The sequence below is a fragment of the Micromonospora sp. NPDC005299 genome, from assembly GCF_042872345.1.
Lineage (GTDB): Bacteria > Actinomycetota > Actinomycetes > Mycobacteriales > Micromonosporaceae > Micromonospora.
Genome location: NZ_JBIAKG010000023.1, coordinates 15,667 through 42,130, shown reverse-complemented (window position 1 = coordinate 42,130; position 26,464 = coordinate 15,667). Strand labels below are relative to the sequence as shown.

21 protein-coding genes, 1 tRNA gene and 1 pseudogene are annotated in these 26,464 nt (G+C 72.4%); 3 read left to right on the top strand and 20 right to left on the bottom strand.

Going from position 1 to position 26,464, the window contains the following annotated elements:
• Window positions 1–398: hypothetical protein (locus tag ACFYPD_RS33165; protein WP_387122432.1), on the top strand; the 398-nt coding region annotated here is incomplete at its 5' end.
• 406 nt (window positions 399–804) lie between these two features.
• On the opposite strand, the gene ACFYPD_RS33160 is transcribed toward ACFYPD_RS33165, so the two are convergent.
• From ACFYPD_RS33160 to mraY, 4 genes and pseudogenes are all read right to left on the bottom strand, one after another.
• Window positions 805–3,744 carry a M20/M25/M40 family metallo-hydrolase gene (locus ACFYPD_RS33160; protein ID WP_387122430.1) on the bottom strand — a complete coding sequence of 980 codons (2,940 nt, stop codon included), beginning with the start codon at window positions 3,742–3,744 and terminating at the stop codon, window positions 805–807.
• 113 nt (window positions 3,745–3,857) lie between these two features.
• Window positions 3,858–3,983: a winged helix-turn-helix domain-containing protein gene (locus ACFYPD_RS33155; protein WP_387122427.1), complete on the bottom strand. Its 126-nt coding sequence runs from the start codon at window positions 3,981–3,983 to the stop codon at window positions 3,858–3,860.
• Window positions 3,984–4,015: 32 nt separating this feature from the next.
• Window positions 4,016–4,075: pseudogene (locus ACFYPD_RS33150) on the bottom strand (hypothetical protein); the annotation flags it as partial.
• A gap of 17 nt (window positions 4,076–4,092) precedes the next feature.
• Complete coding sequence (gene mraY, locus ACFYPD_RS33145; protein WP_387122424.1) at window positions 4,093–5,196, bottom strand: phospho-N-acetylmuramoyl-pentapeptide-transferase; 1,104 nt, start codon at window positions 5,194–5,196, stop codon at window positions 4,093–4,095.
• A gap of 1,171 nt (window positions 5,197–6,367) precedes the next feature.
• Here mraY and ACFYPD_RS33140 point away from each other — a divergent pair.
• The gene (locus tag ACFYPD_RS33140; protein WP_387122421.1) at window positions 6,368–7,528 is read left to right on the top strand and encodes a low temperature requirement protein A; all 1,161 of its coding nucleotides are present in this window, start codon (window positions 6,368–6,370) and stop codon (window positions 7,526–7,528) included.
• A gap of 155 nt (window positions 7,529–7,683) precedes the next feature.
• Here ACFYPD_RS33140 and ACFYPD_RS33135 read toward each other — a convergent pair.
• From ACFYPD_RS33135 to ald, 9 genes are all read right to left on the bottom strand, one after another.
• Window positions 7,684–7,757 (bottom strand) — tRNA-Pro (locus ACFYPD_RS33135).
• Between the two features lie 160 nt (window positions 7,758–7,917).
• Window positions 7,918–9,324, bottom strand: coding sequence for a ribosome biogenesis GTPase Der (gene der / locus ACFYPD_RS33130; RefSeq protein ID WP_387122419.1), 1,407 nt, complete (start codon window positions 9,322–9,324; stop codon window positions 7,918–7,920).
• The gene (gene cmk, locus ACFYPD_RS33125) at window positions 9,321–10,001 is read right to left on the bottom strand and encodes a (d)CMP kinase (RefSeq protein ID WP_387122416.1); all 681 of its coding nucleotides are present in this window, start codon (window positions 9,999–10,001) and stop codon (window positions 9,321–9,323) included. The genes der and cmk overlap by 4 nt, the downstream gene beginning before the upstream one ends.
• Window positions 10,002–10,174: 173 nt before the next feature.
• The gene (locus ACFYPD_RS33120) at window positions 10,175–10,945 is read right to left on the bottom strand and encodes a pseudouridine synthase (protein ID WP_387122413.1); all 771 of its coding nucleotides are present in this window, start codon (window positions 10,943–10,945) and stop codon (window positions 10,175–10,177) included.
• Window positions 10,932–12,014: an SMC-Scp complex subunit ScpB gene (gene scpB, locus ACFYPD_RS33115; RefSeq protein ID WP_387122411.1), complete on the bottom strand. Its 1,083-nt coding sequence runs from the start codon at window positions 12,012–12,014 to the stop codon at window positions 10,932–10,934. The genes ACFYPD_RS33120 and scpB overlap by 14 nt, the downstream gene beginning before the upstream one ends.
• Window positions 12,015–12,018: 4 nt before the next feature.
• Complete coding sequence (locus ACFYPD_RS33110) at window positions 12,019–13,053, bottom strand: segregation and condensation protein A (protein ID WP_387122408.1); 1,035 nt, start codon at window positions 13,051–13,053, stop codon at window positions 12,019–12,021.
• Between the two features lie 41 nt (window positions 13,054–13,094).
• On the bottom strand, window positions 13,095–14,018 hold the full coding sequence (locus ACFYPD_RS33105; RefSeq protein ID WP_107078593.1) for a ParA family protein: 924 nt from the start codon (window positions 14,016–14,018) through the stop codon (window positions 13,095–13,097).
• A gap of 170 nt (window positions 14,019–14,188) precedes the next feature.
• Window positions 14,189–15,181 carry a site-specific tyrosine recombinase XerD gene (locus ACFYPD_RS33100; RefSeq protein ID WP_387122439.1) on the bottom strand — a complete coding sequence of 331 codons (993 nt, stop codon included), beginning with the start codon at window positions 15,179–15,181 and terminating at the stop codon, window positions 14,189–14,191.
• Complete coding sequence (gene ald / locus ACFYPD_RS33095) at window positions 15,178–16,293, bottom strand: alanine dehydrogenase (protein ID WP_262285348.1); 1,116 nt, start codon at window positions 16,291–16,293, stop codon at window positions 15,178–15,180. Before ald ends, ACFYPD_RS33100 begins: the two co-directional genes overlap by 4 nt.
• 292 nt (window positions 16,294–16,585) lie before the next feature.
• Between ald and ACFYPD_RS33090 the strand changes: the two genes are divergently transcribed.
• Window positions 16,586–16,840: a TM2 domain-containing protein gene (locus ACFYPD_RS33090; RefSeq protein WP_387122406.1), complete on the top strand. Its 255-nt coding sequence runs from the start codon at window positions 16,586–16,588 to the stop codon at window positions 16,838–16,840.
• Window positions 16,841–16,907: 67 nt separating this feature from the next.
• Here ACFYPD_RS33090 and ACFYPD_RS33085 read toward each other — a convergent pair whose 3' ends face one another.
• The 7 genes from ACFYPD_RS33085 to ACFYPD_RS33055 form a co-directional block, all read right to left on the bottom strand.
• Window positions 16,908–17,513 carry an NUDIX domain-containing protein gene (locus ACFYPD_RS33085; RefSeq protein WP_387122404.1) on the bottom strand — a complete coding sequence of 202 codons (606 nt, stop codon included), beginning with the start codon at window positions 17,511–17,513 and terminating at the stop codon, window positions 16,908–16,910.
• Complete coding sequence (locus ACFYPD_RS33080) at window positions 17,510–19,267, bottom strand: CTP synthase (protein WP_387122401.1); 1,758 nt, start codon at window positions 19,265–19,267, stop codon at window positions 17,510–17,512. Before ACFYPD_RS33080 ends, ACFYPD_RS33085 begins: the two co-directional genes overlap by 4 nt.
• Before the next feature lie 150 nt (window positions 19,268–19,417).
• Window positions 19,418–21,766, bottom strand: coding sequence for a hypothetical protein (locus ACFYPD_RS33075; RefSeq protein WP_387122398.1), 2,349 nt, complete (start codon window positions 21,764–21,766; stop codon window positions 19,418–19,420).
• Window positions 21,766–22,899, bottom strand: coding sequence for a glycosyltransferase family 4 protein (locus ACFYPD_RS33070; RefSeq protein WP_387122395.1), 1,134 nt, complete (start codon window positions 22,897–22,899; stop codon window positions 21,766–21,768). Before ACFYPD_RS33070 ends, ACFYPD_RS33075 begins: the two co-directional genes overlap by 1 nt.
• Entirely contained in the window at window positions 22,896–24,590 is a 1,695-nt protein-coding gene (gene murJ, locus ACFYPD_RS33065; protein WP_387122392.1) for a murein biosynthesis integral membrane protein MurJ, read from the bottom strand. Before murJ ends, ACFYPD_RS33070 begins: the two co-directional genes overlap by 4 nt.
• A gap of 1 nt (window position 24,591) precedes the next feature.
• Window positions 24,592–25,455, bottom strand: a complete 864-nt coding sequence (locus tag ACFYPD_RS33060; RefSeq protein ID WP_387122389.1) for a hypothetical protein — start codon at window positions 25,453–25,455, stop codon at window positions 24,592–24,594.
• 46 nt (window positions 25,456–25,501) lie between these two features.
• Window positions 25,502–26,443 (bottom strand): copper transporter, encoded by a 942-nt coding sequence (locus tag ACFYPD_RS33055; protein ID WP_357949321.1) that lies wholly within the window; start codon window positions 26,441–26,443, stop codon window positions 25,502–25,504.
• Between the last annotated feature and the right edge of the window lie 21 nt (window positions 26,444–26,464).

The window sequence follows — 26,464 nt, the reverse complement described above, 5'->3', positions numbered from 1 at the left end:
GGATGACCCGCACCGCGCTACTCACCGGCCGGGTCATGCTCGGCCGCAACCGTCTCACAGCAGCCGCGCTGCGCGGGTTCGTGCGGACCGCAGGGCTGCTCCCCGGCCTCGACGCGCGCGTAGCCAAGGCAGCCGCAGCACCTGAGCGCCTCCCCGGCGGCGCCCGGCAGCTGCCCGATGCCCCGCTCGTCATCAACGGCCGGCGCACCAACCTCGACGCGCTGCTGGGCAACCGGTGGGGCGTCATCTCCGGTGAGGCCGGCAGCCTCGACCACGGCACCAGGGCGTGGCTCACCGCGCACGGCGCCGTCTTCGCCGACGTGGATAGGTTTGCAAAAGGGCAAGCGACGATCGTGCGCCCCGACCGCTTCATCGCGACCACCGTCCCGTTCGCCTGAGAGACATCCTCACCTCAGGTCGGAGTTCTGCGAGCCATCGAGGACGGCGACGAAGCCGCGACCCGAGGGTTCGCCGCGCGCTGTGCAGTTGGATCGGTCCGGGCTCGTCCGGGTCCGCTCGCTCCGGTGGCTCCCGCGCATGGCTCCCAAGCCAGGCCATCTGATCCGTGGCCTCGGCGGTGTCCTCCGGAACGGTCTGCCTGCGGCACGTGCGGAGTGCTGGACAGCAACCCACATGGACAGCCACGCCCAATGGCGCACAACGGAGTGGAGCCACTACCGACGGCAATGGCTCCACTCCGTTGTCAATGTGCCTCGCACCCCAGCGGCCGCTGACCCCGAGTCGAGGCATCCTGCCACCGCGCATGACCTCTCGTGCGCGCGCTGAATTTCCGGTTCACACGTGTCACACGATGGAGATCGACCACACCTGGGTGTTGCCCTTGGTTTCGACGTACACCTTGTAATCGCCGACGGTGTAGGTGCCAGCAGCGTTGTTGTTGATGGTGAACGTGGCCGTCACAGGAGACTCGCTGCCGTCGATGTGGGTCTGCTTCACCGTGATGGTCAACTCGTTCGTGTTCCCCTTCTGCTTCTTCACCACCGCCGACGGCTTCGCATCGGTGACCGCGTTGGCGACTGTCACGTAGACCGCGTCGGGTGAAGAGAACTCCGCGTTCTTCTGTCCATCACCGAACACGAAGAAGCCCCGTTGTTCGACGGCCCCGCGCCCGGGGAACGGATCCGGGTTCGAGGCCAAGTACGTCGGATTGACCGTGTACAGGTCCGTCTTGGAATCCGCGAGGACGGGCTGTACCCCGGTGTACGGTGCATCGGTGATCGCGAGGTTGACCGACAGGTAGATGGCGTCGGGGTTGTTGGCCGAGATGCGCGAGGAGAAGTACTTGTTCGCGCTCTGTCCCGCAGGAACGGCCAGCGGCACAACCGCGTCGCCGACGAGAATGTTGAACTGGAAGTCGCCGTAGCCGCCGGCGACGAACTTCGCCCAAGCCGCGTCCGACATGTGGTCGGGGCGCTCCACCTTGAACTCCAGACGCATCGGCGCCACGTACGTGTTGTTCAGGTACTCGGTGTCGGTCAGGGGCAAGTAGACCCCTCCCGGGGCGTGCCCCAGTGCGAAAGCCGAGGCCGTCGGGGTCGAGTTGCCGCGCCCGTTCCACATCGGGATGTTGAACGAGGTGGCGCCGAGCAGGGCCTGGGTGCCCAACTGGCTCGTGCCGACCGCGGCCGACGCGTCCTTGTAGGTCCCGATCGTGACGTCGAGCAGGTCGAGGTCCGCCCGGTCGGCGTTCAGCCCCGGGATGCTTGCCGACATGAACTTGGCACCCGCGGGCCCGGAGTACCGGGCCATCTCCAGCATGCCATCGGCCATGATCTTGGTCATCTGCACTGCCGAGTCGACCTTCATCCGCTCGTTGGCCGTGTGCCACCAGCGCTCGTTACCCGGGATGACGGCGCCGAAGGCGGTCATTTTGTTGCGGAAGCTGCTGGCCAGGGTGCCACCGGTCGTGCCCTGCGGATAGACCACGTCCCGGAGGGAATATGGATCCGCAAACTCCTCCGGGTTGCGGTTGACCGAGGCTTGGTAGCTTCCGAACTGAAGAGCCGTCAGCGGGTTGTCGTGAGTGACGTACAACCCGGCGCCGACCGGCGAGCCGAGGTTGCCGATGGTGAACCCCTTCGCCTGGAAGGCGGCCGTGACCGCCGCCGTTGCCTGGCCGGAGTCAGCCGCGGTGACGTGCATGCTGCGCACATACATCGGCATGCTGAGGCTGCCGGAGGCGTCCGTGTAAAAGCTCGTCGGGGTCTCTGAATTGATGCCTCCCATGAGGGCAAAGGTCAGGTTCGGCGTGCCGTTGCTCGGGTTGCGCAACAGGCTCGCCGGGATGCCCATGTACTTGCCGATATAGGCTTCGCCTTCGACACCGTCGCGGAAGAACAGGTCGGCGATGCCGTCGGCGGCTTTCTTCAATTGCATGTCGGCGGCCGTGATTCCCAATGCGCCGAGTCCCTTGGAGAGGAGGAACATTCCCCACACGACGGCATTCTTGCCGTACTGCGGGGTCGGCATCTCCATCGCCACATCGGTGTTGATCTCCAGCGTGAGCGAGTCGCCGGTGATCGTGGTCTGCACCTTGGGCGTGGTGCGGGGAGCAGCCGGGAGCCAACCCTTCGTGGTCGCGGCGGCGGTGATCGCCGCTACGAATCGGTCGCGCTCGGCGGAGCCGGCCCCCGCCACGTCGAGGGTGAAATTGGCCCGCGAGGCGATCTGCGTGGTGCTGCCGTAGGCGATGTCCTTGAGCGTCGGGTCGCCTTCGCGCAGGGTGACGCCGGCTGTGGCATCCGTCAGCCGGAAGGCCTTGGTGCTGTCTGCGGACAAGCTCAACGACACCGACGGGGTCACCGATCCCGAGTTGCCGACGATGACCGGGAACCGCGAGTCGGAGGTGTAGGCCGCGATCGGGATCTCTTCCCGGTTGAGGTTCTTGTAGGCCCAGTTGTCGTAGAAGCTCGGGTTCGAGTTGTACGGGATGGACTGGAAGGTGGCGGTGTTCGTCGTCGAGGGCGTGCCGGGACCGCCGTCTTCGTAGATTCCCATGACGATGCGGATGCGCCGGTCGAGGGGCAACCCCGCCTCGAGCAACGCCTTGGCCGCGAGCAGCGTCGCCAGCGTCGGGCCGCTGTCGTCCTGCATGCCCGCCCCGTAGACCCAGCCGTCCTGGACATAGGGCGAGTGGTACGCACCAGGAGTGCCGAGGTTGCCATCGGCGTCCCGCCAGCGCGCCAGCTGGGCTGGCGAAACCGAAGCCGTCGGCGAGTCGAGGTGGCTCAACGCCATGACCATCTCCGGCGCGTCCGGGTCACCGATCTCTGCGTAGACGTACTTGTCGGGTTGGCGTTGGACGACCACCGGGAAACCCAGGTCGGTGGCCAGCTTGACCACCCAGGCGAGCTTGGCGACCTTGCGGTCGTACTCGTTCTGGTTGGCTTCGGTATTGCTGACCGGGAAGGGGTACGCCGTCGCGGCCGTGCCGCCTCGGGAGATGGAGTCGTAGCTCGACCCGTCCAGCATCGCCCCGACCAGACTGAGCGGGTCGTAGGTGCCGTCCCCCGCCCGCGCGCTGCTGACGCGTCCAGCCAACGCCTCGACTTCCGCGTGGATCGCGTCGCGCTCGGCGTCGGTGACCGACAGATCGTAGGTGACACTCGGCTGGAAGCGCTCCTCGCCGAAGCTGGCCGCGGACGCGTTGGACGTGGGCGCAACGGTCGCCACGAGGGTCGCGGCGAGCAGGACGGAGAAGATGGTCGTCCGTCTGTCTCTCATAGAAGCTCCAGAACAGGGGGGATGACGCGGTGGCGACAGCACACCCCAGCCGCGCCGCCAGCGACCGACGGGGCGGGATTTCTTGAGGATGATCTGAGAATCGGCCGATGCCGTCAGCTCGGCCGCAGCCGGTAGCCAAACCCGCATACGGTCTCCACCAGGCCGGCGTCGTCGAGCTTGCCGCGCAGGGCCGCAACGTGGACGTCGAGGGTGTGTCCGGCCTCCGGGTGGTCTGCCATACGTCCATCAGCAACCGTTCGCGGGACACGACCGTGCCCGCCTGCTGGGCCAACGCTGTCAGCAGGTCGAACTCCTTGCGGGTCAGGTTCACCGCCCGGTCGGAGAGCTTTATCCAACGACCGCCAAGAAATCCGAGTAGAACAGGCCCAGGCCGACCGCCACGCCGACGCCGGCCACGATCCAGAACCGGACCACGATATTGACCTCGCTCCATCCGACCAACTCGAAGTGGTGATGCAACGGCACCATCCGGAAGACACGTCTTCCGGTGGTCCGGAACGAGACGATCTGGATCACCCAGGTCGTCGTGATGATGACGAAGAGCCCGCCGATCATGATCAAAAGCAGCGTCGTGCGGGTTGCCACCGCGAGCCCGCCGATCAGGGCGCCGAGCCCGAGCGAGCCCACGTCACCCATGAAGATCCGCGCCGGGGACGCGTTCCACCACAGGAAGCCCACGCAGGCGCCGGCCGCAGCCGCCGCGATTATGGCGATCTCCAGGGGATCCCGGACCTGGTAGCAGTAGTCGTTCACGCGGGCGTACGCGTCGTCGGCGCACCAGTGCCGGTACTGCCAGAAGCCGATCAGCGCGTACGCGCCGAGCACCAGGATCGACGCGCCGGTAGCCAGACCGTCGAGGCCGTCGGTGAGGTTCACCCCGTTGGACATCGCCGTGATCACGAAGACGATCACCACGACCGCGCCGGCCTTGCCGACGTTCAGCCAGCTGATGTCGCGGATGAGCGAGATGTGCTCGCTGGCCACGGTCTGGCCGTTGGTGCTCGGCATGTAGAGCGCGGCGACACCGAACCCGGCGCCGACGATCGCCTGGCCGAGCAGCTTGCCTTTGGCGGACAGTCCGTCGGAGTTGCGCCGGCGCACCTTGAGGAAGTCGTCGAAGAAGCCGACCGCGCCGCAGAAGACGAACAGGCCGAGCAGCACCAGGGCCGTCATGGTCGGCCCCTCCTGCGCGATCTGCCGCTCGGGCAGGGTGGTCAGGGCGATGTGCCCGGCGACGTAGGCGAAGACGGTCGCCACGATGAAAACCACGCCGCCCATCGTGGGCGTGCCCTTCTTTCCCTCGTTGCTGGCGAGGCCGATGGATCGGATCGGCTGCCCGGCCTTGAGCGCGGTGAAGACGCGAATCGCCAGCGGCGTGCCCACCAGGGAGATGATGAACGCGACCGCGGCCGCGACGATGACCGCCCTCACGGGCGGACCTCCACGAGATCCGGACTTCTCACGGGGTTCCCACCGAGCTTCCAGATCAGCGCCTGACGTCTCGACCTGAGCTGGCCGTGCAGACGGTCCTCAGCGAAGTCATCGATCACGAGACACGAGCTTGCCATCCGGCGGCGAGCGGAGCAGCCCCGGACCTCACCGCGCCGTGGTTCATAACTCCCCAACACGAATCCGACGACGATCTTGCAGCGCCAGGCCCTAAATCAACTTGTGTCCGCAGCGACCCTGCGGAAGCTCGGCCAGAGCCTCGATCAACGAGCCGTTGCCGTCCTTCGCTGCTGTACAAGAACAGAAAAGGCCACCCGGAAGATCCCGAATGGCCTTTGACCTGCGTCGGGACGGCCGGATTCGAACCGACGACCCCTTGACCCCCAAGCAACCAACGCGTGCATCTGACCTGCCGCTCCCCGCTCGCTGACCTGGGCGGGAAGTCCGGTGACGTCCACCAGCGTCCACTGTCATGCATGCCGATCGTCACCCAGTTAGTCACCCGCGCTCGATTCCATCTTTAGGAACGGCCGGCTCCCGGTCGACCGGCATGCCCTCGGCGGCCACCACCCCCACGCTTGGGGCTTGCCGCGCGGACCCGACGCGCCCCTCCCAGGGCGGCGCTGCTCAGGCGCGGCGCGCCCGGCTGCCGGCGACGAACCTCACCACTCTCCCCGCCATCCCGTCTGCGGCAGCCCTCCGGGCTTCCCGCTGTCCGCGTCAGCCGCCGGGCATCCGGCGTGTTGGCCGCAGAGCGACAGCGGCAGCGGCCGGCGCGCGCCCTGGCCGCGGCGCGTGCGGCCCGTTCAGGGCCGCCTTGAAGACGTACAGAAAGTTCTCACCACTTCGCCGGCAGCACGCTTGTCGGGTCTCAGGGCCTGCGTGACGGATCGGTATCAGGACCTGGGTGACACGCCCCCACCTGTAGCACCGGCCCGACGCCAGGGCCATGGTCGACGAGCTGATCCGGACCGGCGGTGGCGGGTAGAAGGAAGAACTGACCGCCTGGACCGAGGCCGCCCGTGCAGCGGTGGCCGCCAGGTTCCAGGCCAGGCCGCATATCCGAATTCACCGGCGCTGCGGCGTGGTACGAATGCTTCAAGCCTGAGACAAAGCCGGCAGAACGGGCGGGTTGATGACGACGAGCGGTGCCATGCTGCTGCGAAGACCCGAAGCGCCACGGCGGGCAAACTTCCTTGAGCTGTACTTCGACCTGGTGCTCGTCGTCGCGCTCGTCCAGCTCTCGCAAGAGCTGATCCAGGATCTCACGTGGAGCGGCGCTTTCCAGACCCTGGTGCTGCTGTTGGCGATGTGGTGGGTCTGGACCGCCACGGCGTTTGTAACCGACTTATACGACCCGCAGCGGCCGGCGATACAGCTGCTGGTGACCGCGAGCATGCTCGGCAGTTTGGTGATGGTGGTCGCGCTGCCCGATGCGTTCGGCGAGCGAGGTCTGGTCTTCGCAGGCACGTACGTCGCCATCCAGGTCGGCCGCCAACTGTTCCTCGTCCTCGCTCTGCGTGGCCATGAATTGCAGAGCAGAAGCGTGCGGGTGTTGTTCTGGTTTGGTGTGTCGGCGGTGCCGTGGATCGCGGGGGCGCTCGCGCACGGTGCGGCGCGTGGGGCGTTGTGGACGCTGGCGGTGGCCATGGACTACACGGCACGCGGATTCCGCTACCCCACGCCGGGGTTGGGTCGCTCGCCCGAATCGGAGTACCCGACCGCGGCCGAGCATCTGGCCGAGCGGTACCGGCAGCTTTTCGTCATCGCGCTCGGCGAGTTGATCCTGGTCACCGCGTTGACCCTCAGTGGCAGCGGCTTCGCGGCTGATCGGACCGCGGCGTTCGTGGTGTCGTTCGTCGGCACGGCGCTGTTCTTGCGGATCTACATCTACCGCTCGGGAGAGTTGTTGCCGGCTGCCATCGCAGCGGCGCCCCACCCAGACCGCTTAGCCGTGTCGGCGCTAACCGCTCATCTGCTCATGATGGCCGGCATCGTCGCGACCGCGGTGGGCGACGAACTCGTCATCGCCCATCCACTCGGGCACACACGGCCGGCCTGGGTCGCCGTCATCCTCGGCGGGCCCGCGCTGTTCCTGGTCGGGCGTTCCTTCTTCGAGTACGCGGTGTTCAGCCGCGTGTCCCGGGACCGGGTGATCGGGCTGCTCGTGTTGATCGCCCTGACACCGCCGATGCTCCTCCTGCCGCCGCTACTGGCCGCCATCGCCGCCATCGCGGTCCTCACCGGGATCGCCATCGCCGACGCAGCCCGCGCCCGCGGACGCCCACCCGAGCTGCCGTCACCACCCGGCTAGCAGCTCCGGCGTTGGGCGCACATGCTCGGCTTCGGCGGCCACTTCCTCACCAAGAGCTCGGCGAGAGCCTCGGTCAATGAGCCGTTGCTGTACTTCGCTGCTGTACAAGATCAGAAAAGGCCATCCGGGAGATCCCGAATGGCCTTTGACCTGCGTCGGGACGGCCGGATTCGAACCGACGACCCCTTGACCCCCAGTCAAGTGCGCTACCAAGCTGCGCCACGTCCCGATGCCCCCGCGCGGCACTCCCCGCGGCAGCCGGTACAGCTTAGCGCAAGATCTACAGACCCGCGCACAGGCCCCACCGCGTGCCGACGGCCACTCCCCCTAGAGCGTCCTAGGAAAGAAGCCGCCGGGGTGGGGACCCCGGCGGCTTCTCGAAGGGTGGGTCAGCCGTGGGCCTTGCCGCGGCCCCCAGGGCCGAGCTTCTTGCGGGGGCGGACCGAGATGTCAATCGGGCTGCCCTCGAAGCCGAACTCCTCGCGGAGCTTGCGCTCCACGAACCGCTGGTAGCCGGCGTCGAGCGGGCCGGTGGTGAAGAGCACGAAGCGCGGCGGGGCCACGCCGGCCTGGGTGGCGAAGAGGATGCGCGGGGCCCGGCCGCCGCGCACCGGGTGCGGGGTGGCCTGGACCAGCGCGGTGAGCCACTGGTTGAGCTGGGCGGTCGGGATGCGGGTCTCCCAGCTGGCCAGGGCCTTGTGCAGCGCCGGGGCGAGCTTGTCGACGGCCCGGCCGGTCTTCGCCGACAGGTTCAGCCGGATCGCCCAGGGGATGCGGCGCAGCTCCCGGTCGATCTCCTTGTCGAGGTAGTAGCGCCGGTCGCCGTCGACCAGGTCCCACTTGTTGAACGCGATGACCAGGGCCCGACCGGCCTCCACCACCATGGTGAGGATGCGCTGGTCCTGCTCGCTGATCACCTCGCTGGAGTCGAGCAGCACCACGGCCACCTCGGCCGCCTCGATCGCCGAGGCGGTGCGCAGGCTGGCGTAGTACTCGGTGCCGCTGGCCTTGCCGACCCGCTTGCGCAGGCCTGCGGTGTCGACCAGCTGCCAGGTCTCCCCGCCGATCTCCACGAGGCTGTCCACCGGGTCCACCGTGGTGCCGGCGACCGCGTCGACCACCGCCCGATCCTCGCCGGAGAAGCGGTTGAGCAGGCTGGACTTGCCGACGTTGGGGCGACCGACCAGGGCGACGCGGCGCGGGCCGCGCGGGCGGTTCTCCACGATCTTCGGCGCCTCGGGCAGCGCCGCCATGATGGCGTCGAGCAGGTCGCCGGAGCCGCGGCCGTGCAGCGCGGAGACCGGGAACGGCTCACCGAGGCCGAGCGACCAGAGCGCTGTCGACTCCATCTCGATGGCGGTGTTGTCGGCCTTGTTCGCGACCAGGATCACCGGCTTGGCGCTGCGCCGCAGCATCTTCACGGCGGCCTCGTCCACGTCGGTCGAGCCGACCATGGCGTCGACCACGAAGAGCACCACGTCGGCGGTGACGACGGCCGTCTCGGCCTGGGCGGCGATGGCCGCGGCCCGGTCCTTGGCGTCCGGCTCCCAGCCGCCGGTGTCCACCACGGTGAACGCCCGGCCGTTCCACTGCGCGTCGTACGGCACCCGGTCCCGGGTCACGCCCGGGATGTCCTCGACGACCGCCTGGCGGCGGCCGATGATCCGGTTGACCAGCGTCGACTTGCCCACGTTGGGGCGGCCGACCACGGCCACCACCGGCTGCGGGCCGGTCGGCTCACCGGGCTCGAGCTCCGGCTCGCGCAGCTCGACCCAGCCTCCGAAATCCTCGCTCATGCCACACCCCGCTCACTGAGCAGCGCGCGCAGCCGGGCGACGACCTCGTCGATGCCCAGCTCGGTGGTGTCCAGCACGACCGCGTCCGGGGCCTGCTGGAGCGGGTTGACCTTGCGGGTCGAGTCCAGCTTGTCGCGGCGGGCCAGGTCGGCGGCGGTCGCCGTGACGTCGGCGGCGTCCTCGGCGCTGCGCCGCTGGGCGCGGGCCGCCTCGGACGCCGTCAGGTAGACCTTCAGGTCGGCGTCGGGCGCCACCACCGAGCCGATGTCGCGGCCCTCGACCACGATCCGGCCGGCGTCGGCGATCACCTGCCGCTGCCGGGCCACCAGCAGCTCGCGCACGGCGCCCACGGCGGCCACGGCGGAGACCGCACCGGTCACCTCGGGACCGCGGATCGCCGTCGCCACGTCGACGCCGTCGGCGGTCACGCCGTACCCCTGGGGGTCGGTGCCGATACGCAGGTCGATCTCGCCGGCGACCTTGGCCACCGACTCGGTGTCCGTCAGGTCGACGCCGGAGCGCAGCACCGCCCAGGTGAGCGCCCGGTACATGGCGCCGGTGTCGAGGTAGCGGGCACCGATGCTGACCGCGAGCCGCCGCGACACGGTGGACTTACCCGAACCGGACGGCCCGTCCACAGCGACCACGCAGCGCCCGGCCCGTACGTTTTCCTCCACCGTTGTCCTCCTCAGCCCGTACCTCGCGGGTCGCCGGCTTGTCCGGCGCCGTTGAGCGGTTGTCTTTCTTCGTCAATCATCCCGCGCCGCGCGGGACGGCCGCGCGCCATGCCGCCAGGGGCGACCGCGGGCCGCGTCGAAGCCTACCGGGACCCGTACCCCTATCGACGGGGTCAGTCACCCACGGCCTTGAACAGGGCGGCGACCTCCGCGTTGGTCAGCCGGCGCAGCCGCCCGGTGCGCAGGTCGCCGAGCTTGATCGGACCGATCGAGGTACGGATCAGCCGGGACACCGGGTGTCCCATCTCGGCCATCAGGCGCCGGACGATGTGCTTGCGCCCCTCGTGCAGGGTCAGCTCCACCTGGGCGGTCTTGCCCAGGGTGCCCACCACCTTGAAGGAGTCGACCTTCACCGGCCCGTCCTCCAGCTCGATCCCGGCGGCCAGGCGCTTGCCCAGGTTGCGCGGGATCGGCCCGGCCACCTCGGCGAGGTAGGTCTTCAGCACCTCGTACGACGGGTGCATGAGCTTGTGGGCGAGGGTGCCGTCGTTGGTGAGCAGGAGCAGGCCCTCGCTGTCGGCGTCGAGCCGCCCGACGTGGTAGACGCGCTGCTCCAGCCGCGCGCCGATGAAGTCGGCGAGCTCGCTGCGGCCCTTCTCATCGGCCATGGTGGTGACCACCCCGCGCGGCTTGTTCATCGCCACGTAGACCAGGCGGACGTCGGCCTGGAGCCGTTCGCCGTCGACGTGGATGACGTCGTGCGCCGGATCCGCCTTGTCGCCGAGCTGGGCGACGCGGCCGTTGACGGTGACCCGGCGCCGGAAGATCAGGTCCTCGCAGGCGCGCCGGGACCCCACCCCCGCGGCGGCGAGCACCTTCTGCAGGCGCTCGGCGCCCTCGTAGACGGGGGCGTCGGGCTTCGGGGCACGGTCATCGCGTCGCATCGGCAAGCTCTTCTACGTCGTCGGGGAGGAAGGGGGCCAGGGGCGGCAGGTCGTCCACCGAGTTCAGCCCCAGCTTCTCCAGGAACATCGTGGTGGTGCGGTAGAGGAACGCACCGCTGTCCGCTTCGGTGCCGCACTCTTCGACCAGACCCCGGGAGACCAGGGTACGGATCACGCCGTCGCAGTTGACGCCCCGGATGGCGGAGATCCGCGACCGGGTCACCGGCTGCTTGTAGGCGATCACCGCGAGCGTCTCCAGCGCGGCCTGGGTCAGCCGCACCGTCTGGCCCTCCAGTACGAACCGCTCGACGTAGGTCGCGTATTCCGGGCGGGTGTAGAGACGCCAGCCACCCGCGGCCCGGCGGAGCTCGAAGCCGTGCCCGGCGGCGGTGTAGCCCGCCGCGATCTCGTCCAGCATCGGGCCGATCCGCTCCGGGGACTGCTCCAGCACCTGCGCCAGGGTCAGCTCGCTGACCGGCTGGTCCACCACCAGCAGGATGGCTTCCAGCGCGCCGCGCAGCTCGGCGTCGTCAAGCACCGGCGCGGGCTCCGGCGCGGGTGCCGGCCGCCGCCGTCCCCGCTTCTCGGGTACGCCGCTCCCGCCGCTCTCTCCCTCCGGGTCACCGGACGGGACATCGGACGGGACATCGGACGGGACATCGGACGGGACATCGGACGGGGCGTCGGGGCCGGCGAGCCCGCCCGCGCCGGAGTCGACCCCGCCCGGGGCGCCGGAGCCGACCGCGTCGTCGGTGCCCGCGGCCGCCGCGGGCGGTTCCCCCGCTCCGGGGGCCGCCTCCGGCTCCCCCGCGCTCTCCCCCACCGGATCTTGGACAGTTTCCGTTCGAGGCGAACGGTAACTGTCCAAGATCGCCGGCTCGGCACCGGCGGGCGGCGCGGCGGCCGTCCGGGGCGCCGGGGTCGGTCCGGGCTCCGATCCGGCGGCTGCCGCCGTGGGCGGCTCGGGCTCGGCGGGTGCCTCCGTGTCGGCCGGGGTGGGCCGTTCCCACGGGGGGATCCAGGCGGCGGCCTGGTCGGCCAGCGAGTCGCGGCGTTCCTCGTCGCTCATCGGGTCACTCCTGTGTCGGCGCGGCGTCGTCCGCGGCCACGGCCTGCGTCGGCGCGGCGTCGTCCGCGGCCACGGCCGGTGTCGGCTCGGCCTCGTCCGCCGCCGTGGGCTCGTCCGTCGCCGGGGTGGGCGGGGTCGCCGGCTCCGGGGAGCCGGCGTACTCGTCGATGGTCAGCTCGGCGCCGCCGTCGGCGGAGCCGGTCCAGCGCACGGTCAACTCCTCCAGCGCCTGCTCCTGGACGAAGGCCACCAGCCCCTGCCGGTAGAGCTCCAGCAGCGCCAGGAAGCGCGCCACCACCTCGAGGGTGATCTCGCAGTCGGCGCAGAGCAGCGAGAAGCTGGCGGTCCCGGCGCGGCGCAGCCGCTCGGAAATGATCTCGGCGTGCTCCCGGACGCTGACCCGGACCATGTGCACGTGCGCGATGGACACCTCGGGCACCGGCTTCGGAGTCATCGCCCGGAGCGCCAGCTTGAGCAGCCGCTCCGGGCCGATGCCGAGCACCAGGTCGGGCAGCGCCTCGGCGTACCGGGGTTCCAGGGTGACCGCCCTCGGGTAGCGGCGCCCGCCGACCGACTCCAGCTCGGCGATGTGCGCCGCCGCCTCCTTGTACGCCTTGTACTGCAACAGCCGGGCGAAGAGCAGGTCCCGGGCCTCCAGCAGGGCCAGGTCCTCCTCGTCCTCCACCTCGGCGGCGGGCAGCAGGCGGGCCGCCTTCAGGTCCAGCAGCGTGGCGGCGACCAGCAGGAACTCGCTGGTCTCGTCGAGGTCCCACTGGTCGCCCAGGGCCCGCAGGTACGCGATGAACTCGTCGGTGACCTTGTGCAGGGCCACCTCGGTCACGTCCAGCTTGTGCTTGCTGATGAGCTGGAGCAGCAGGTCGAACGGGCCGGTGAAGTTGTCCAGCCGGACGGTGAAGCCGCTGGTCTCCTCGACGGTGGCCGGGGCGGCCGGCACCACGCCGTCGATCTCGGCAGCCAGCTGGGCGGCGGCCACCGGATGGGCGGCGCCGTGCGGCGGGTCGAGGGGCGGTGCGGTCACCGGCAAACCGTAGTCCACGGCCCGGGCACCCGGCGTTCGCCCTACCGCTCCGACTGGGCGGCGATCACCTCGCGGGCGAGCTGGCGGTAGTTGCGCGCGCCCGAGGAGGCGGGGTCGAGGGTGGTGATCGGGGCACCGGCCACCGTCGACTCGGGGAACTTCACGGTCTTGGTGATGACCGTCTGGTAGACCTTGTCGCCGAACGCCTCCACCACCCGCTGGAGCACCTGCCGGCAGTGGGTGGTGCGGCTGTCGTACATGGTGGCGAGGATGCCCTCGAGTTCCAGGTCGAAGTTGAGCCGCTCGCGCACCTTGTCGATGGTGTCCAGCAGCAGCGCGACACCGCGCAGGCTGAAGAACTCGCACTCCAGCGGGATGAGCACGCCGTGCGCCACGGTGAGCGCGTTGATCGCCAGCAGGCCCAGCGAGGGCTGGCAGTCGATCAGGATGAAGTCGTACTCCTTGCGGACCGTGCGGAGCACCCGGGCCAGGGCCATCTCCCGGGCGACCTCGTTGACCAGCTGGATCTCGGCGGCGGAGAGGTCGATGTTGGCCGGCAGCAGGTGCAGCCCGGCCACGTCGGTCTTGATCAGCACGTCCTCGGCGGTGACGTCGTCCTGCATGAGCAGGTTGTAGACCGACAGGTCGAGGTTGTGCGGGTTGACGCCGAGGCCGACGGAGAGGGCGCCCTGCGGGTCGAAGTCGACCAGCAGCACCTTGCGGCCGTATTCGGCGAGAGCGGCGCCCAGGTTGATGGTGGTCGTGGTCTTGCCGACGCCACCCTTCTGGTTGGCCATCGCGATGATCCGGGCCGGGCCGTGCCGGTCGGTCGGCATCGGCTCCGGGATCGGCTTGCGCATGGTGTAGGCGGCCGGGTCGGCGGGGCCGAGGTCGGCGCCGAGCGTCGCCTGCTGCTCGCGGAGCTCCGACGTCCAGGTCTCGGCGCGGTCACCGTTTCCTGCCATGTCCTCGTTGCCCCCTCCCGACGACCACCCGGCGTCGGAGCCGTCCGACGTCCCTCGCGGCGCCGCTGCGCACCCCCGGTCCGTCACCCCTGGAGGCCCGCGCCGAAGCCGACTGTACGCCACGTGCCAGCAGCGCGTTCGGTAGCGGGTCGGCGTGTCGGGCGGGCAGGTCAGCCGCGGGCTCGTGGGTGGGCGGTGGCGTAGACCTCGCGCAGCCGTTCCACGGTGACCAATGTGTACACCTGGGTGGTGGTCACCGAGGCGTGGCCGAGCAGTTCCTGCACGACCCGCACGTCGGCGCCGCCGTCGAGCAGGTGGGTGGCGTACGAGTGGCGCAGGGTGTGCGGGGAGACCGCGTCGGGCCCGTCGACCGGCAGGCCGGCCCGGTCGGCCGCGGCGCGCAGGACGGTCCAGGCGCCCTGCCGGGTGAGCGGTCCGCCGCGGGCGTTGACGAAGACCGCCGGGGTGCCCCGGCCGGCGGCCAGCAGCGCCGGGCGGCCCCGGACCAGCCAGGCGCGCAGCGCCTCGGCCGCGTACCCGCCGACCGGCACGAGCCGGGTCCGACCGCCCTTGCCGTGCAGCAGCACGGTGCCGGCGTCGAGGTCGAGGTCGTCGACGGCGGCGCCGATCGCTTCGGAGATGCGCGCCCCGGTGCCGTACAGGAACTCCAGCAGCGCCCGGTCGCGCAGCGCGCGGGGCGCGGCCTCGCCCGTGGCGGTGACCGGGCCGGCGGTCTCCAGCAGCCGGACCACGGCGTCGACCGGCAGCGCCCGGGGCAGCCGGCGCGGCGGGGCGGGCGGGCGGACGTCGCGGCCCGGGTCGGCGCCGGTCATCCCCTCGCGTAGCGCGAAGCGGTGCAGGCCGCGCACGGCGCTGGCCGCGCGGGCGGCGGAGGAGACGGCGAGCGGCGGGTGCTCGGCGTCGCCGCCGCGCAGCCGGGCCAGGTGCGCCTCGATGTCGGCGGCCCCGACGGCCGCCAGGTCGGTCACCCCGGCGGCGGCCAGGGTGGACAGGTAGCGGTCAAGGTCCCGGCGGTACGAGGCGAGGGTGTTCGCGGACAGTCCCCGCTCGACGGTGAGATGGTCCAGGTAGCCCCGGATGGCACGGCGCAGGGCCGGCGCGGGCTCGACGCCCGCACCGGTCCCTTCCGTGGTTGCCGTCAGGCCAGCACCTCGGCCAGCGGCAGCGCGTCCATGCCGTGCGCCTCGGCGACCGGGCCGTAGACGACCTGGCCGGCGTGGGTGTTGAGGCCGAGGGCGAGCGCCGGGTCGTTGCGCAGCGCCCCGCGCCAGCCCTGGTTGGCCAGTTCGAGGGCGTACGGCAGGGTGACGTTGGTCAGCGCGTAGGTGCTGGTGTTCGGCACCGCTCCCGGCATGTTCGCCACGCAGTAGAAGATCGAGTCGTGCACCTTGTAGACCGGGTCGGCGTGCGTGGTGGGACGCGAGTCCTCGAAGCAGCCGCCCTGGTCGATGGCGATGTCGACGAGCACGCTGCCCGGCTTCATCCGGGAGACCAGCTCGTTGGAGATGAGCTTCGGGGCCTTGGCGCCGGGCACCAGCACGGCGCCGATGACCAGGTCGGCGTCGACCACGGCCCGCTCGATCTCGTACGCGTTGGAGGCGACGGTCTGCAGGTGGCCCCGGTAGATGGCGTCGGCCTGGCGCAGCCGGGCGACGTTCTTGTCCAGCAGCAGCACCTCGGACTGCAGGCCCAGCGCGATGGCGGCGGCGTTCAGGCCGGAGACGCCGGCGCCGATGACCACGGTCTTGGCCGCGTACACGCCGGAGACACCGCCGGGCAGTACGCCCCGGCCACCGCCGGTGCGCATCATGTAGAAGGCGCCCACCTGCGGGGCGAGCCGGCCGGCCACCTCGGACATCGGGGCGAGCAGCGGCAGCGAGCGGTCGGGCAGCTCGACGGTCTCGTAGGCGATGCCGGTGACCTTCCGGTCCAGCAGCGCGTCGGTGCAGTCCTTCGAGGCGGCCAGGTGCAGGTAGGTGAAGAGCACCTGCCCCTCGCGCATCCGGTGGTACTCCTCGGCGATCGGCTCCTTGACCTTGAGCACCAGCTCGGCGGTGTCCCAGACCTCGTCGGCGGTGGCCAGGATCTTGGCGCCGGCGGCGGCGAACTCGTCGTCGCTGATGCTGGAGCCGACGCCCGCGCCGGACTCGACGAAGACCTCGTGGCCGTGGCGGGTGAACTCGTTGACGCCCGCGGGCGTGATCGCCACGCGGTACTCGTGGTTCTTGACCTCGCGTGGGATTCCGACCTTCACGATGCAGACACCTTCCTCGGGGACGCTCACCCCCGACTGCGCGGCGCCGCGACGGCCCCTTTGCCGACGCGGTCCACCGGTCCCGCCCGGCGGCAGTCTAGGCGCGTGGGAACCCCACGGAGGCCAACACAGTGACATCCGGTGCCCGGTCGTGCTGACGGTGTGTCAGGCGTCGACCGGGGCTGGGCGGTGGAGACCGCCTCAGCCGTCAGGACAATGTTCGGTAAATATCCTTCCACCGTCGGGGCGGCGGTGCGGACAGGATGCCTGTCGATCACTAGGGTGTCCGCTCATGACCACTCCTCCTTACCAGCAGTACCCGCAGGGCGTCTCGGACAAGAGCAAGGTCGTCGCGGGAGTCCTCGGCATCGTGCTCGGCTTCTTCGGCGCCGGCCGGTTCTACATGGGCGACACCAAGACCGGTGTGCTCCAGCTCGTGGTGAGCGTCGTGACCTGCGGCTTCGGCGCCCTCTGGGGCACCATCGACGGCATCCTGATCCTTGTCAACGGTGGCGTCGACGGGCAGGGACGCCCGCTGCGCGACTGAGCGCCGGCACAACGGAAGGGGCCGCGCGGTGTACGCACCGCGCGGCCCCTTCGTCGTCCGACCCGGCTCAGCGGGGCAGCGGCGCCTCCGGGCGGCGCAGCTCGGCGAAGCCGGTCTCCCGGGCGCGGGCGGCGGCGAGCAGCCCGGCCACGCAGGAGGCGTTGGTGATCTCGCCGGCCAGGACCATCCGGACCGCCTCGTCGAGGTCGACCCGGACGACCTGGAGGTCGGCCTCCTCGTCGCGCCGGTCGTGCCGCTGCTCGGCGGGCACGTCGGCGAGGTCGCGGGCCAGGAAGACCCGGACCACCTCGTTGCTGAACCCGGGCGAGCTGTGCAGGTCGACCAGGACGTCGATGCTGCTGGCGGTGAGGTCGGCCTCCTCGGCCAGCTCCCGGGCCGCCGCGGTGGCCAGGTCCTCGCCCCGGACGTCCATCAGCCCGGCGGGCAGCTCCCACAGGTGCCGGCCCACCGGGTGCCGGTACTGCCGGATCAGCACCACCTGGCCGGCGTCGTCGAGGGCCACCACGGCCACCGCGCCGACGTGCGTCACGTAGTCGCGGGCGGCGGCGCCCCCGCCGGGCATGGTGACGTCGTCACTGACCACCGAGAAGATCCGGCCGGACCAGATCTCCCGGTGCCCGGTCACCTCGTACCGGTGCTCCACCCCACTCACGACGCGGACGCCGCCTTCGCCGCCGCGGCGCCGCCGTTGCGGCCCGCCTTCTTCGCCGCCGCGGCCTCCGCCGGGGCGTCCAGGTCGACCGGGAGCTGGTCGGCCTCGGAGTACGCCACGGCGGCCTTCACGAACGCCGCGAAGAGCGGGTGCGGCCGGGTCGGCCGGCTCTTCAGCTCGGGGTGCGCCTGGGTGGCCACGAAGAACGGGTGCAGGTCCCGGTCCAGCTCGACGAACTCGACCAGCCGGCCGTCCGGGGAGGTGCCGGAGATGGTCAGGCCGGCCTTGGTGAGCTGGTCGCGGTAGGCGTTGTTCACCTCGTACCGGTGCCGGTGCCGCTCGCTGACCTCGGTGCTGCCGTACGCCTCGGCGACCAGCGAGCCCTCGGCCAGCTTCGCCGGATACGCGCCGAGCCGCATGGTGCCGCCCAGGTCGCCCTTGCCGGCGACGATGTCCTCCTGGTCGGCCATCGTGGCGATGACCGGGTGGGTGGCCTCCTCGTCGAACTCCAGCGAGTTCGCCCCGTCGAGGTGGGCCAGGTGGCGGGCCACCTCGATGGTCATGCACTGCAGGCCCAGGCAGAGGCCGAGCAGCGGGATGCCGTTCTCCCGGGCGTACCGGGCGGTGCCGATCTTGCCCTCGATGCCGCGGACGCCGAAGCCACCGGGGATCACGATGCCGTCGACGCCGACCAGGGCCGCCGCCGCGCCGGCCGGGGTCACGCAGTCGTCGCTGGGCACCCAGCGCAGCTGCACCCGGGCCCGGTGGCCGAAGCCGGCGGCCCGGATCGCCTCGCTCACCGACAGGTAGGCGTCGGGCAGGTCGACGTACTTGCCGACCAGCGCCACGGTCACCGTGTGGCGCGGCTGGTGCACCCGGTCGAGCAGGTCGCCCCAGCGGGTCCAGTCCACGTCCCGGAAGGAGAGGCCGAGCCGGCGCACCACGTACGCGTCGAGACCCTCCCGGTGCAGCACCTTGGGGATGTCGTAGATGCTCGGCGCGTCCGGGGCCGCGGTGACCGCCTCCCGGTCGACGTCGCAGTAGAGCGAGAGCTTCTCCTTGACCTTGTCCGGGATCTCCCGGTCGCAGCGCAGCACCAGGGCGTCCGGCTGGATGCCGATGCTGCGCAGCTGCGCCACCGAGTGCTGGGTCGGCTTGGTCTTCAGCTCGCCGGACGGGGCCAGGTAGGGCACCAGCGACACGTGCAGGTAGAAGCAGTTGTCCCGGCCCAGGTCGTGCCGGACCTGGCGGATCGCCTCCAGGAACGGCAGTGACTCGATGTCGCCGACCGTGCCGCCGACCTCGGTGATCACCACGTCGGGGACCTGGCCGTCGGCGTCCGGGTCGGCCATGCCGAGGATCCGCGCCTTGATCTCGTTGGTGATGTGCGGGATGACCTGGACGGTGTCGCCCAGGTATTCGCCGCGCCGCTCCTTGGCGATCACCGCCGAGTAGATCTGCCCGGTGGTGACGTTCGCCTTGCCGGACAGGTCCCGGTCGAGGAACCGCTCGTAGTGGCCGACGTCGAGGTCGGTCTCGGCGCCGTCCTCGGTGACGAAGACCTCACCGTGCTGGAACGGGTTCATCGTCCCGGGGTCGACGTTGAGGTACGGGTCGAGCTTCTGCATCACCACGCGCAGCCCGCGCGCGGTCAGCAGGTTGCCGAGGCTGGAGGCGGTGAGGCCCTTACCCAGCGAGGAGGCGACTCCCCCGGTGACGAAAATGTGCCTGGTCGTCCGTGCTGAAGGGGCCAAGGCCTGCTCCCGTGTCGTCCGTAGCGGTCGTGCGAACCGCCGTGCCGATCAGCCAAGTGATCACGCGATCCACGGGATTCCACGGTAACACCTCCCCGGCCCCGGAGCGGTGTCGCACCCGCCGTCGGCGCACGTGAAGCCGGGTTCGCCTCAGCCGGCGGGCACCTCGGTCGATGCCGGGCCGGGCTGGGCCGGCACCCGGGGCGCCCGGTCGGCGGGGGTGTCCGGCGTCCGCGTACCCCGTGCGGGACCCCCCGGAGCGCCCTCGGGGCCGGCGGCCGGGTCGGGGTCGGGCCGGGCGGCGCTGCCGGCGCCCGGAACTCCGGCCGCGCCGCTGGGACCGTCCCCGGTGGGGCCGCCGGGCGGGGCCGACCGGCCCTCGTCGCCCGGACGGCCGCTGCCGGGCTGGGTGCGGTCGGTGGAGTGGTCGAGCACCCGCAGGGCCGCCAGGGCCGCCATCGGCACCACCAGGGCCCCCGCCGCCCCGGCCACGTCCAGCGCCGAGCCGCCCAGCACGCCGCCCAGACCAGCGGCCACCCCGGTGCCGGCCATCGCCGCCCGGATCGCCGGGTAGATGCCGAACAGCCGCATCAGGCCGCCCCAGGGCTGGAGCAGGGCGAACCAGACCAGCGCCGCGCCGGCCAGGGCAAGGACGGTGAGCGGGCTGTTCACCAGGGTCTGGAAGTTGGCGGTGCTGGACCGGTGCACGGTCAGCCCGCCGGTGCCGTCGCCGAGCGCGGCGAGGAACCGCCCCAGGCTGCCCCGCTCGGCCTCGGGCCGGCCCACGTCGACCACGGCGAAGCCGATGGTGACCGCCAGCGCGGCCATGGTGGCCCAGGCCAGCCGGCTCACCGTCAGCCAGCCGCCGGTGCAGATGGCGGCGGCGACGCTCACCCCGGCGGTGAGCGCGATCGCGCCGATCGAGTCGGCCCCCAGGTAGGGGCTGCCCACGATGACGACGGCCGCGCCGCCGACCGCGACCATCACCATCGGCCGCCAGGTCCGGCGGACCCGCTGGGCCAGCCAGCCGCCGCAGAGCAGCGAGCCGGCGATGAACACGCCCAGCCCGACGGTGCCCAGGCCGGCGTACCGGCCGCCCTCCAGGGCGGAGTAGCCGATCACGCCGTTGAGCTGCAACCGGGAGCCGGTGAGCACGTCCACCCCGACCACCAGGGTGGCCAGGGCGGCCACCGCGCCGAGCGGCCCGAGGGTGCGCTCGTGGCCGGGGGTGAAGCGGACCGCCGCCGTGCCGCCGACGGTCAGCAGGGCGGTCACCGCGGCGAACCACCAGCCGGCGTGCTGCCCCCGCCACCAGGGCACGGCGTCGGCGAGCAGGGCGGCCGGCACGGCGAGCGCGGCGGCGATCAGCAGCAGTTCCACCACCGCCACCACCCGCCGGGACACCGGCGCGGGCCCGTGCGGGCCGGCGTGCCGGCGGGCCCGGCGCAGCAGCGGCAGCACCGCCACGGCGAGGGCCACCTGGGCGGCGGCGAGCAGCGTGAAGAACCAGCCGGCGACCCGACGCTGGGCGGCGGCCTCGCGGTCCGCGTCGGCCGGCGCGTCGATCGCGGCGCGCAGGTCGTCGGGGCGGTCGTCGACGGACACGGCGGGGCGGCCGAGGAAGAGCCGCTCGGGCATCGGGCGGCCCAGGGCGGCCAGCGCCGTGGGGGCCAGGTCGACCAGTTGCAGGTAGCCCTCGCGGGCAGTGCTCGGCGAGGTCAGCCAGCCCCGGCCCCAGCCCGGGCCGTCGGCCACCGCGACGTGCAGCCGGGACGGGGTGTCGGTGTCCGAGACCCCGGCCACCAGGACCAGCGAGCGGGGCGGCCGGGCGGCGAGCACCCGGGCGAGCTGGGCGTCCACCTGGCGGGCCTGGGCGGCCCGGCTGGTCGGGTCCTCGCCGTCGACGGTGCCCAGGTCGACGATGCTCAGCACGCAGGAGCCGAGCAGCTTCGCCGGGTCGGCGGGGAGCACCGGCGCGTACCGGTCGACCCGGCCGAACGGGCGGGCGGCAGCCACCGCCGCGCCCGGACCGACCGCCACCGAGCAGCGCACCGACTCGGACAGCGCGCCCGGGGTGGTCCCCCAGGAGAGCCGGTCCTGGTTGTACGCGACCACGCTCTCCTGGTCGGGCAGGTTCGCGCCGATCCCGTCGGGCTGCTCGACGGTCACCCCGGCGGCCGGGCAGCCCCCGCCGGGCCGGCTGCCGTTCCAGGCGGCGAAGTTGCCGGCGCCCAGGGTGAGCCAGCCGTCGACCGGGCAGGTGGGCCGGTGCGCGGAGCGTACGGAGAGGGAGCCGATCGAGCCCTGCTCGGCCATCCGCCACAGCGTGGGGGTGGTCTGCGGGTCGACATCCTCCCAGCGCAGCCCGGCCGCCCCGGCCAGCACCACGAAGTCGGCGCTGCGCTCCGGCGCGCCGTCGTCCGGGCGGGCGGCCAGCGCGGTGATGCCGAGCGCCACCACGACCAGCGTCAGCAGCACCGGGGTCAGTCTGCGCACCATCAGCGGTTCCCCGTCGAATGCTCGGGCGTCAGCTCGGCGTAGAGGTCGACCAGGGCGCCCGTGGTGTCCGCCTCGGTCGGCCAGGCAGCGGCCCGGGCGGCGCCCCGGCGGGCCAGGTCGGCCCGGCGGGCCTCGTCGTCCAGCAGGTCGCGCACCGCCGCGTCGACGGCGTCCACATCGCCGGCGGGGACCAGCACGGCCGCGTCGCCGACCAGCTCCGGCAGGCCGCCGACGGCGGTCGCCACCAGCGGTACGCCGGCTCCCAGCGCCTCCTGGGCGAAGAGCTGGCGGGCCTCCCAGTCGCTGGTCACCACGGCGAGGTCGGCGGCGGCGAGCAGGTCGGCCACGTCGGTGCGGTGCCCGAGCAGGGTCACCGGCGCCCGGGCGGCCGAGATCCGGGCGGCGAGCGCGAGGTACGCGGGCCCGCTGCCGGCGATCACCACCAGCGGCGCGGGCTTCCGGGTACGCCATCGGGCGGCCGCGTCGACCAGGATGTCGTACCGCTTCTGCGGGTGCAGCCGGCCCACCGAGACGATCAGCGGCCGGTCGGCGGCGATCCCGAACTCGGCGCGGACGGCGGCCCGGCGGCGGCGCGGCGCGGGCAGCGCCGGCGCGGCGACCGGGGCGAGGCGGGCGTCGGCGGCGCCGAGCGCGGCGGCCCGTTCGACCAGATCGGCGGAGGCACCCAGGGCGACCCGGACGTTCCGGGCGACGATCCGCTCGGCGAGCCGGGACAGCCCGCCGCGCAGCCCGCCGGCGAGCACGGCGTTGTGCCAGGTGACTACGAGCGGGACGGCCGGGCGGGCGAGCACGGCGACCAGGCCGGCGCGCAGCCCGTGTGCGTGCACGACGTCGACCGGCGGGTCGGCCAGCGCCCGGCGCAGCGCGGCGACGGCCCGCGCATCGGCCGGGGTCGGGCTGGCCGGGATCTCCACCGGCGTGAACCGGGCGCCCACCCCGGTGAAGTCGAACTGGTCCTGGGTGGCGGCCGGGCCGCAGACCAGCACGGACGCGCCGGCTTCGGTCAGGCCCCGGGCGATCGAGCGGACGTGCTGCCCCACCCCACCGGTGCTGGAGGCGAGCACCAGGGCCACCGAGCCGGGCCACCGCGGCGCCGACGAGGCGTCCGTCATGAGGAAACGGTCTCCTTTCCGTCGCCGCGCTCGCCGGGACGCTGGTCCTCCGGCGGGCCGTCGCCCCCGCCGGGCGGGCGTCGCCGGCCGAGCCGGTGGGCCACGGCCGCGAGCAGCGGCCGGAGGTCGCGGGCGTCGGTCACCCAGGCGACGGCGAGGAACAGCGCGCCGACCACGGCCCCGGACAGCATGCCCTGAACGAGGGCCTCCCCTGTCGTCGGGGTCCCGTCGGCGAGCCCGGCGAGTCCCCGGGCGGTGGCCGCGCCGCCGAGCCCCGCGACCGCCGCGGCGAGCAGGCCGGCCGCCCCGGCCCGCCCGACGCCGGCCAGGGCGGCCCGGCCGGCGGTGCGGAGCACGGCGACGATCAGCAGCCCGCCGAGGAACAGCATGCCGGCGGAGGTGGCCAGGCTCACGGCGAGCACCCGGTCGGCGAGGGGCAGCAGGTGCCCGAGCAGCACGGCCAGCGCCGGCACGCTGAGCCAGCCGAACGCGGTGGCGACGGTGGCCGTCCGGGTCTCCCCCCGCGCGTAGAGGGCCCGGGTGAGGACCGCGAAGAGGCCGTAGCCGAGCAGGCCGGGGGCGAAGCCGGCGATGCCCGCCGCGGCCGTGCCGGCGTCCGTGGGGTCGAAGAAGAAGTGCCCGACCGGGATCGCCGTGCCGACCAGCGCGGCGGCCCCGAGCAGGCTGAACAGCACCACCCCGCGGGCCGCCGGGGCGAGGGTGTCCCGGTAGGCCCGCTCGTCGCCGGCCGCCCGGGCCGCCACCAGCGTCGGGTACGCGGCCACCGCGAGCGGCACGGCCAGCACCGACCAGGGCAGGAAGTAGATCGTCTGGGCGAGGTTGTAGACGCCGACGTCGGCGGTCCGGCCGTAGGTGACCTGGTTGAGCGCGACGACCAGGGCGATCTGCTGTGCGGCGACGGTGACCACCCCGGCGACGGCCAGCCCACCGACCCGGGCCCGGGCGTCGGCGGGGAACCGGAAGCCGGGCCGCGGCCGCAGCCCGAGGCGGCGCAGCGGGACCAGCAGGGACAGCGAGAGCACCACCACGCCGAGCGTGGTGCCGCCGGAGAGCAGCAGCTCCCCGCCGGGGCCGACCTCGCCGACGCCGGCCCGCCACCCCTCCACGGCGGTGAAGCCGAGGTAGACCACGATGACGGTGACGCTGGACAGCAGCGGGGCGATCACCGGCCAGGCGAACCGCCGGTGCGCCTGGAGCACCCCGGTGAGCACGATGCCGACGCCGTAGAGCGGCAGCTGGGGGGCGAAGACCCGCAGCATCCGCGCCCCGACCTCCTGCTGGGCGGCGTCCAGGCCGTGGCCGAGCAGCCCCAGCAGCGGGTCGGCGAGCAGGGCCACCAGCACCGCGAGCGGCACCAGCAGGCTGAGCGTCCAGGTGAGCAGGGCGCCGGTGGTGGCGGCCACCGCCCGCCGGTCCCCCGCCTCGACCGCGCCGGCCAGCAGCGGTACGACCAGGCTGGCCAGCGCCCCACCGGCGACGATCTCGAAGATGAAGTTCGGGACGTAGTTCGCCACCAGGTAGGCGCCACCGAGGTCGGTGGGGGCGAGCGTCCAGGTGAAGACGGCGGTGCGGCCGAAGCCGGCCAGCCGGCTGACCACGGTGAGGACGGCGATGAGGGCGGCCGCTCCGGCCACGCGGCCGGCGCCGGCGAGGGGTGCCGGTTTCGTCACGTCAGTCGGCGAGCCGGCCCAGCTCGTCGAGGTGCCGCAGCCCCGGGGTCCGCTGGATCACCTGGGTGAAGCTCACCTTCTCGCTGGCGGCGGTGAGGGCGGCGAGCACGGCCAGCACGCCGGCCCGGCCCAGCGGCCCGGTCCGCGCGGCCAGGCTCACCCCGAGCAGCGCGCCGAACGCGTTGGCGCCGCTGTCGCCCAGCATGACCCGCTCGTCGAGGTCGTCCCGGACCAGCCCGGCGGCCGCCCCGACCGCGCCCGCAGCGATGCCCCCGAACGGGCCGCCGGCCATGGGCGCGCCGAGCAGCATGCCGGCCTTGAGCGCCCGGCCGGGGCGCAGGTCGAGCAGGTTGACCAGGTTGGCGGTGCCGGCCACCACGCCGGCGCCGAGCAGCACGTCGAGCCCGCGGCGGAGCCCGCCGGCCGCCTGCCGGCGGGGGTGCGCGGCGACCCGCGGGTCGGCGGCGAGCAGCGCCGCGGCGCCGAGCCCGGCCGCGCCCACGCCGGCGATCTTGACCAGCCCGGCGGTGACCCGCCCCTCGCGCAGCGCGGCCAGGTGCCCCGCGAAGCCCTTGGCGGCCTTCTGGTCGGGACGCGCGCCGACGATGTCGTCGTAGAGCCCGACCGAGCCCGCGCCCACCCCGGCGAGCAGGGCAGCAGCGCCGGCCGGGGCGCTACCGGCGCCGAGGGCGCCCGCGGTGGCCGCGCCGACCGCGAGGGCGGGGCCGGCGGCCAGGGTGACGGTGCGGCCCCGGAAGTTGGTGCGCTCCAGCGCCGGCGCGCCCGGCGAGGTGCGCACCTCCCGCAGCACGTAGCGGGCGGCCAGCGCCCCGGCGCCGACGGCCAGCAGCCGACCCAGTCTCACGCGACCCCTCCGATCCGGATGTTCAGCGCGACGCGGTACGGACCGGTCACTGGGGCAGTCTAGGCAGCAGCGCGGCGGCGTTGTCACCGACGCCGTACTGGCCGGCCTTCTTCTCGGTCAACTGCTGCACCAGGGCGAGGCTGGTGACCAGCTGCCCCTGCACGGTGTTGGCGTTGTCGACGGTCGAGATGGTCTGGGACAGCACCGGGTCGCCCCGGACCACGGAGACCACGTTCCCGCCGGCCGAGCCCATGCCGCCGACCACGATGGCGCCGGTCCGGTCGAACTGCTCGGCGATCTTCACGACCGACTCGTCCTTCTCCGCCGAGTACTTGTCGACGTAGGGCTGGCCGCTGACCAGCACGACCGCCTCGGCGGCGCCGCCGATCTTGTCCTGCGGGGTGAGGTAGCCGGAGTTGGTGTACTGCTGCACCACCGCCCGGCGGTCCGCGTCGGTGACCGCCGGGCTGCCCTGCGGCCGGTCCAGCAGCACGCTGGCGAGCAGCGCGCTGGAGGTCTCCACGCCGTGCCCGTTGCCGGGCAGGCCGGACGTGGGCACGCTGTTGGGGCGGGCCGCGGTGACCGCCAGCTCCAGCAGGTTGTTGTTGCTGTCCGGGTTGATGAACTTGTCCTGGACGTCGATCCGGGCGGTGACGTTGGCCCCGGCGAGCTGGAGCATCTTCACCACGCCCTCGGTGTGGTCCCGGCCGCTGGGCAGGCTGAGCACCAGCACCCGCCGGCCGTTCAGCTTGCCGGGGAGGATGACCTGCGCCATCTCGGCGGCGAAGTCCTCCTCCATGTCCAGTTCCTTCTGGAGGCTGTTGACCGACTGGCGCATCAGCGAGTTGTCCTTGCTGAGCCCGTTGACCCGCTCCTTGAGCGAGTCGGCCACCGGACCGTTCAGAGCGGCCGTGCCGACCACCAGGCCGATGGCCAGGGCCAGGAAAACCGCGGTCAGGGACACCACGTGGTAGCGGAAGTTGATCACGCTTGCAGCCTCTTGATCGTC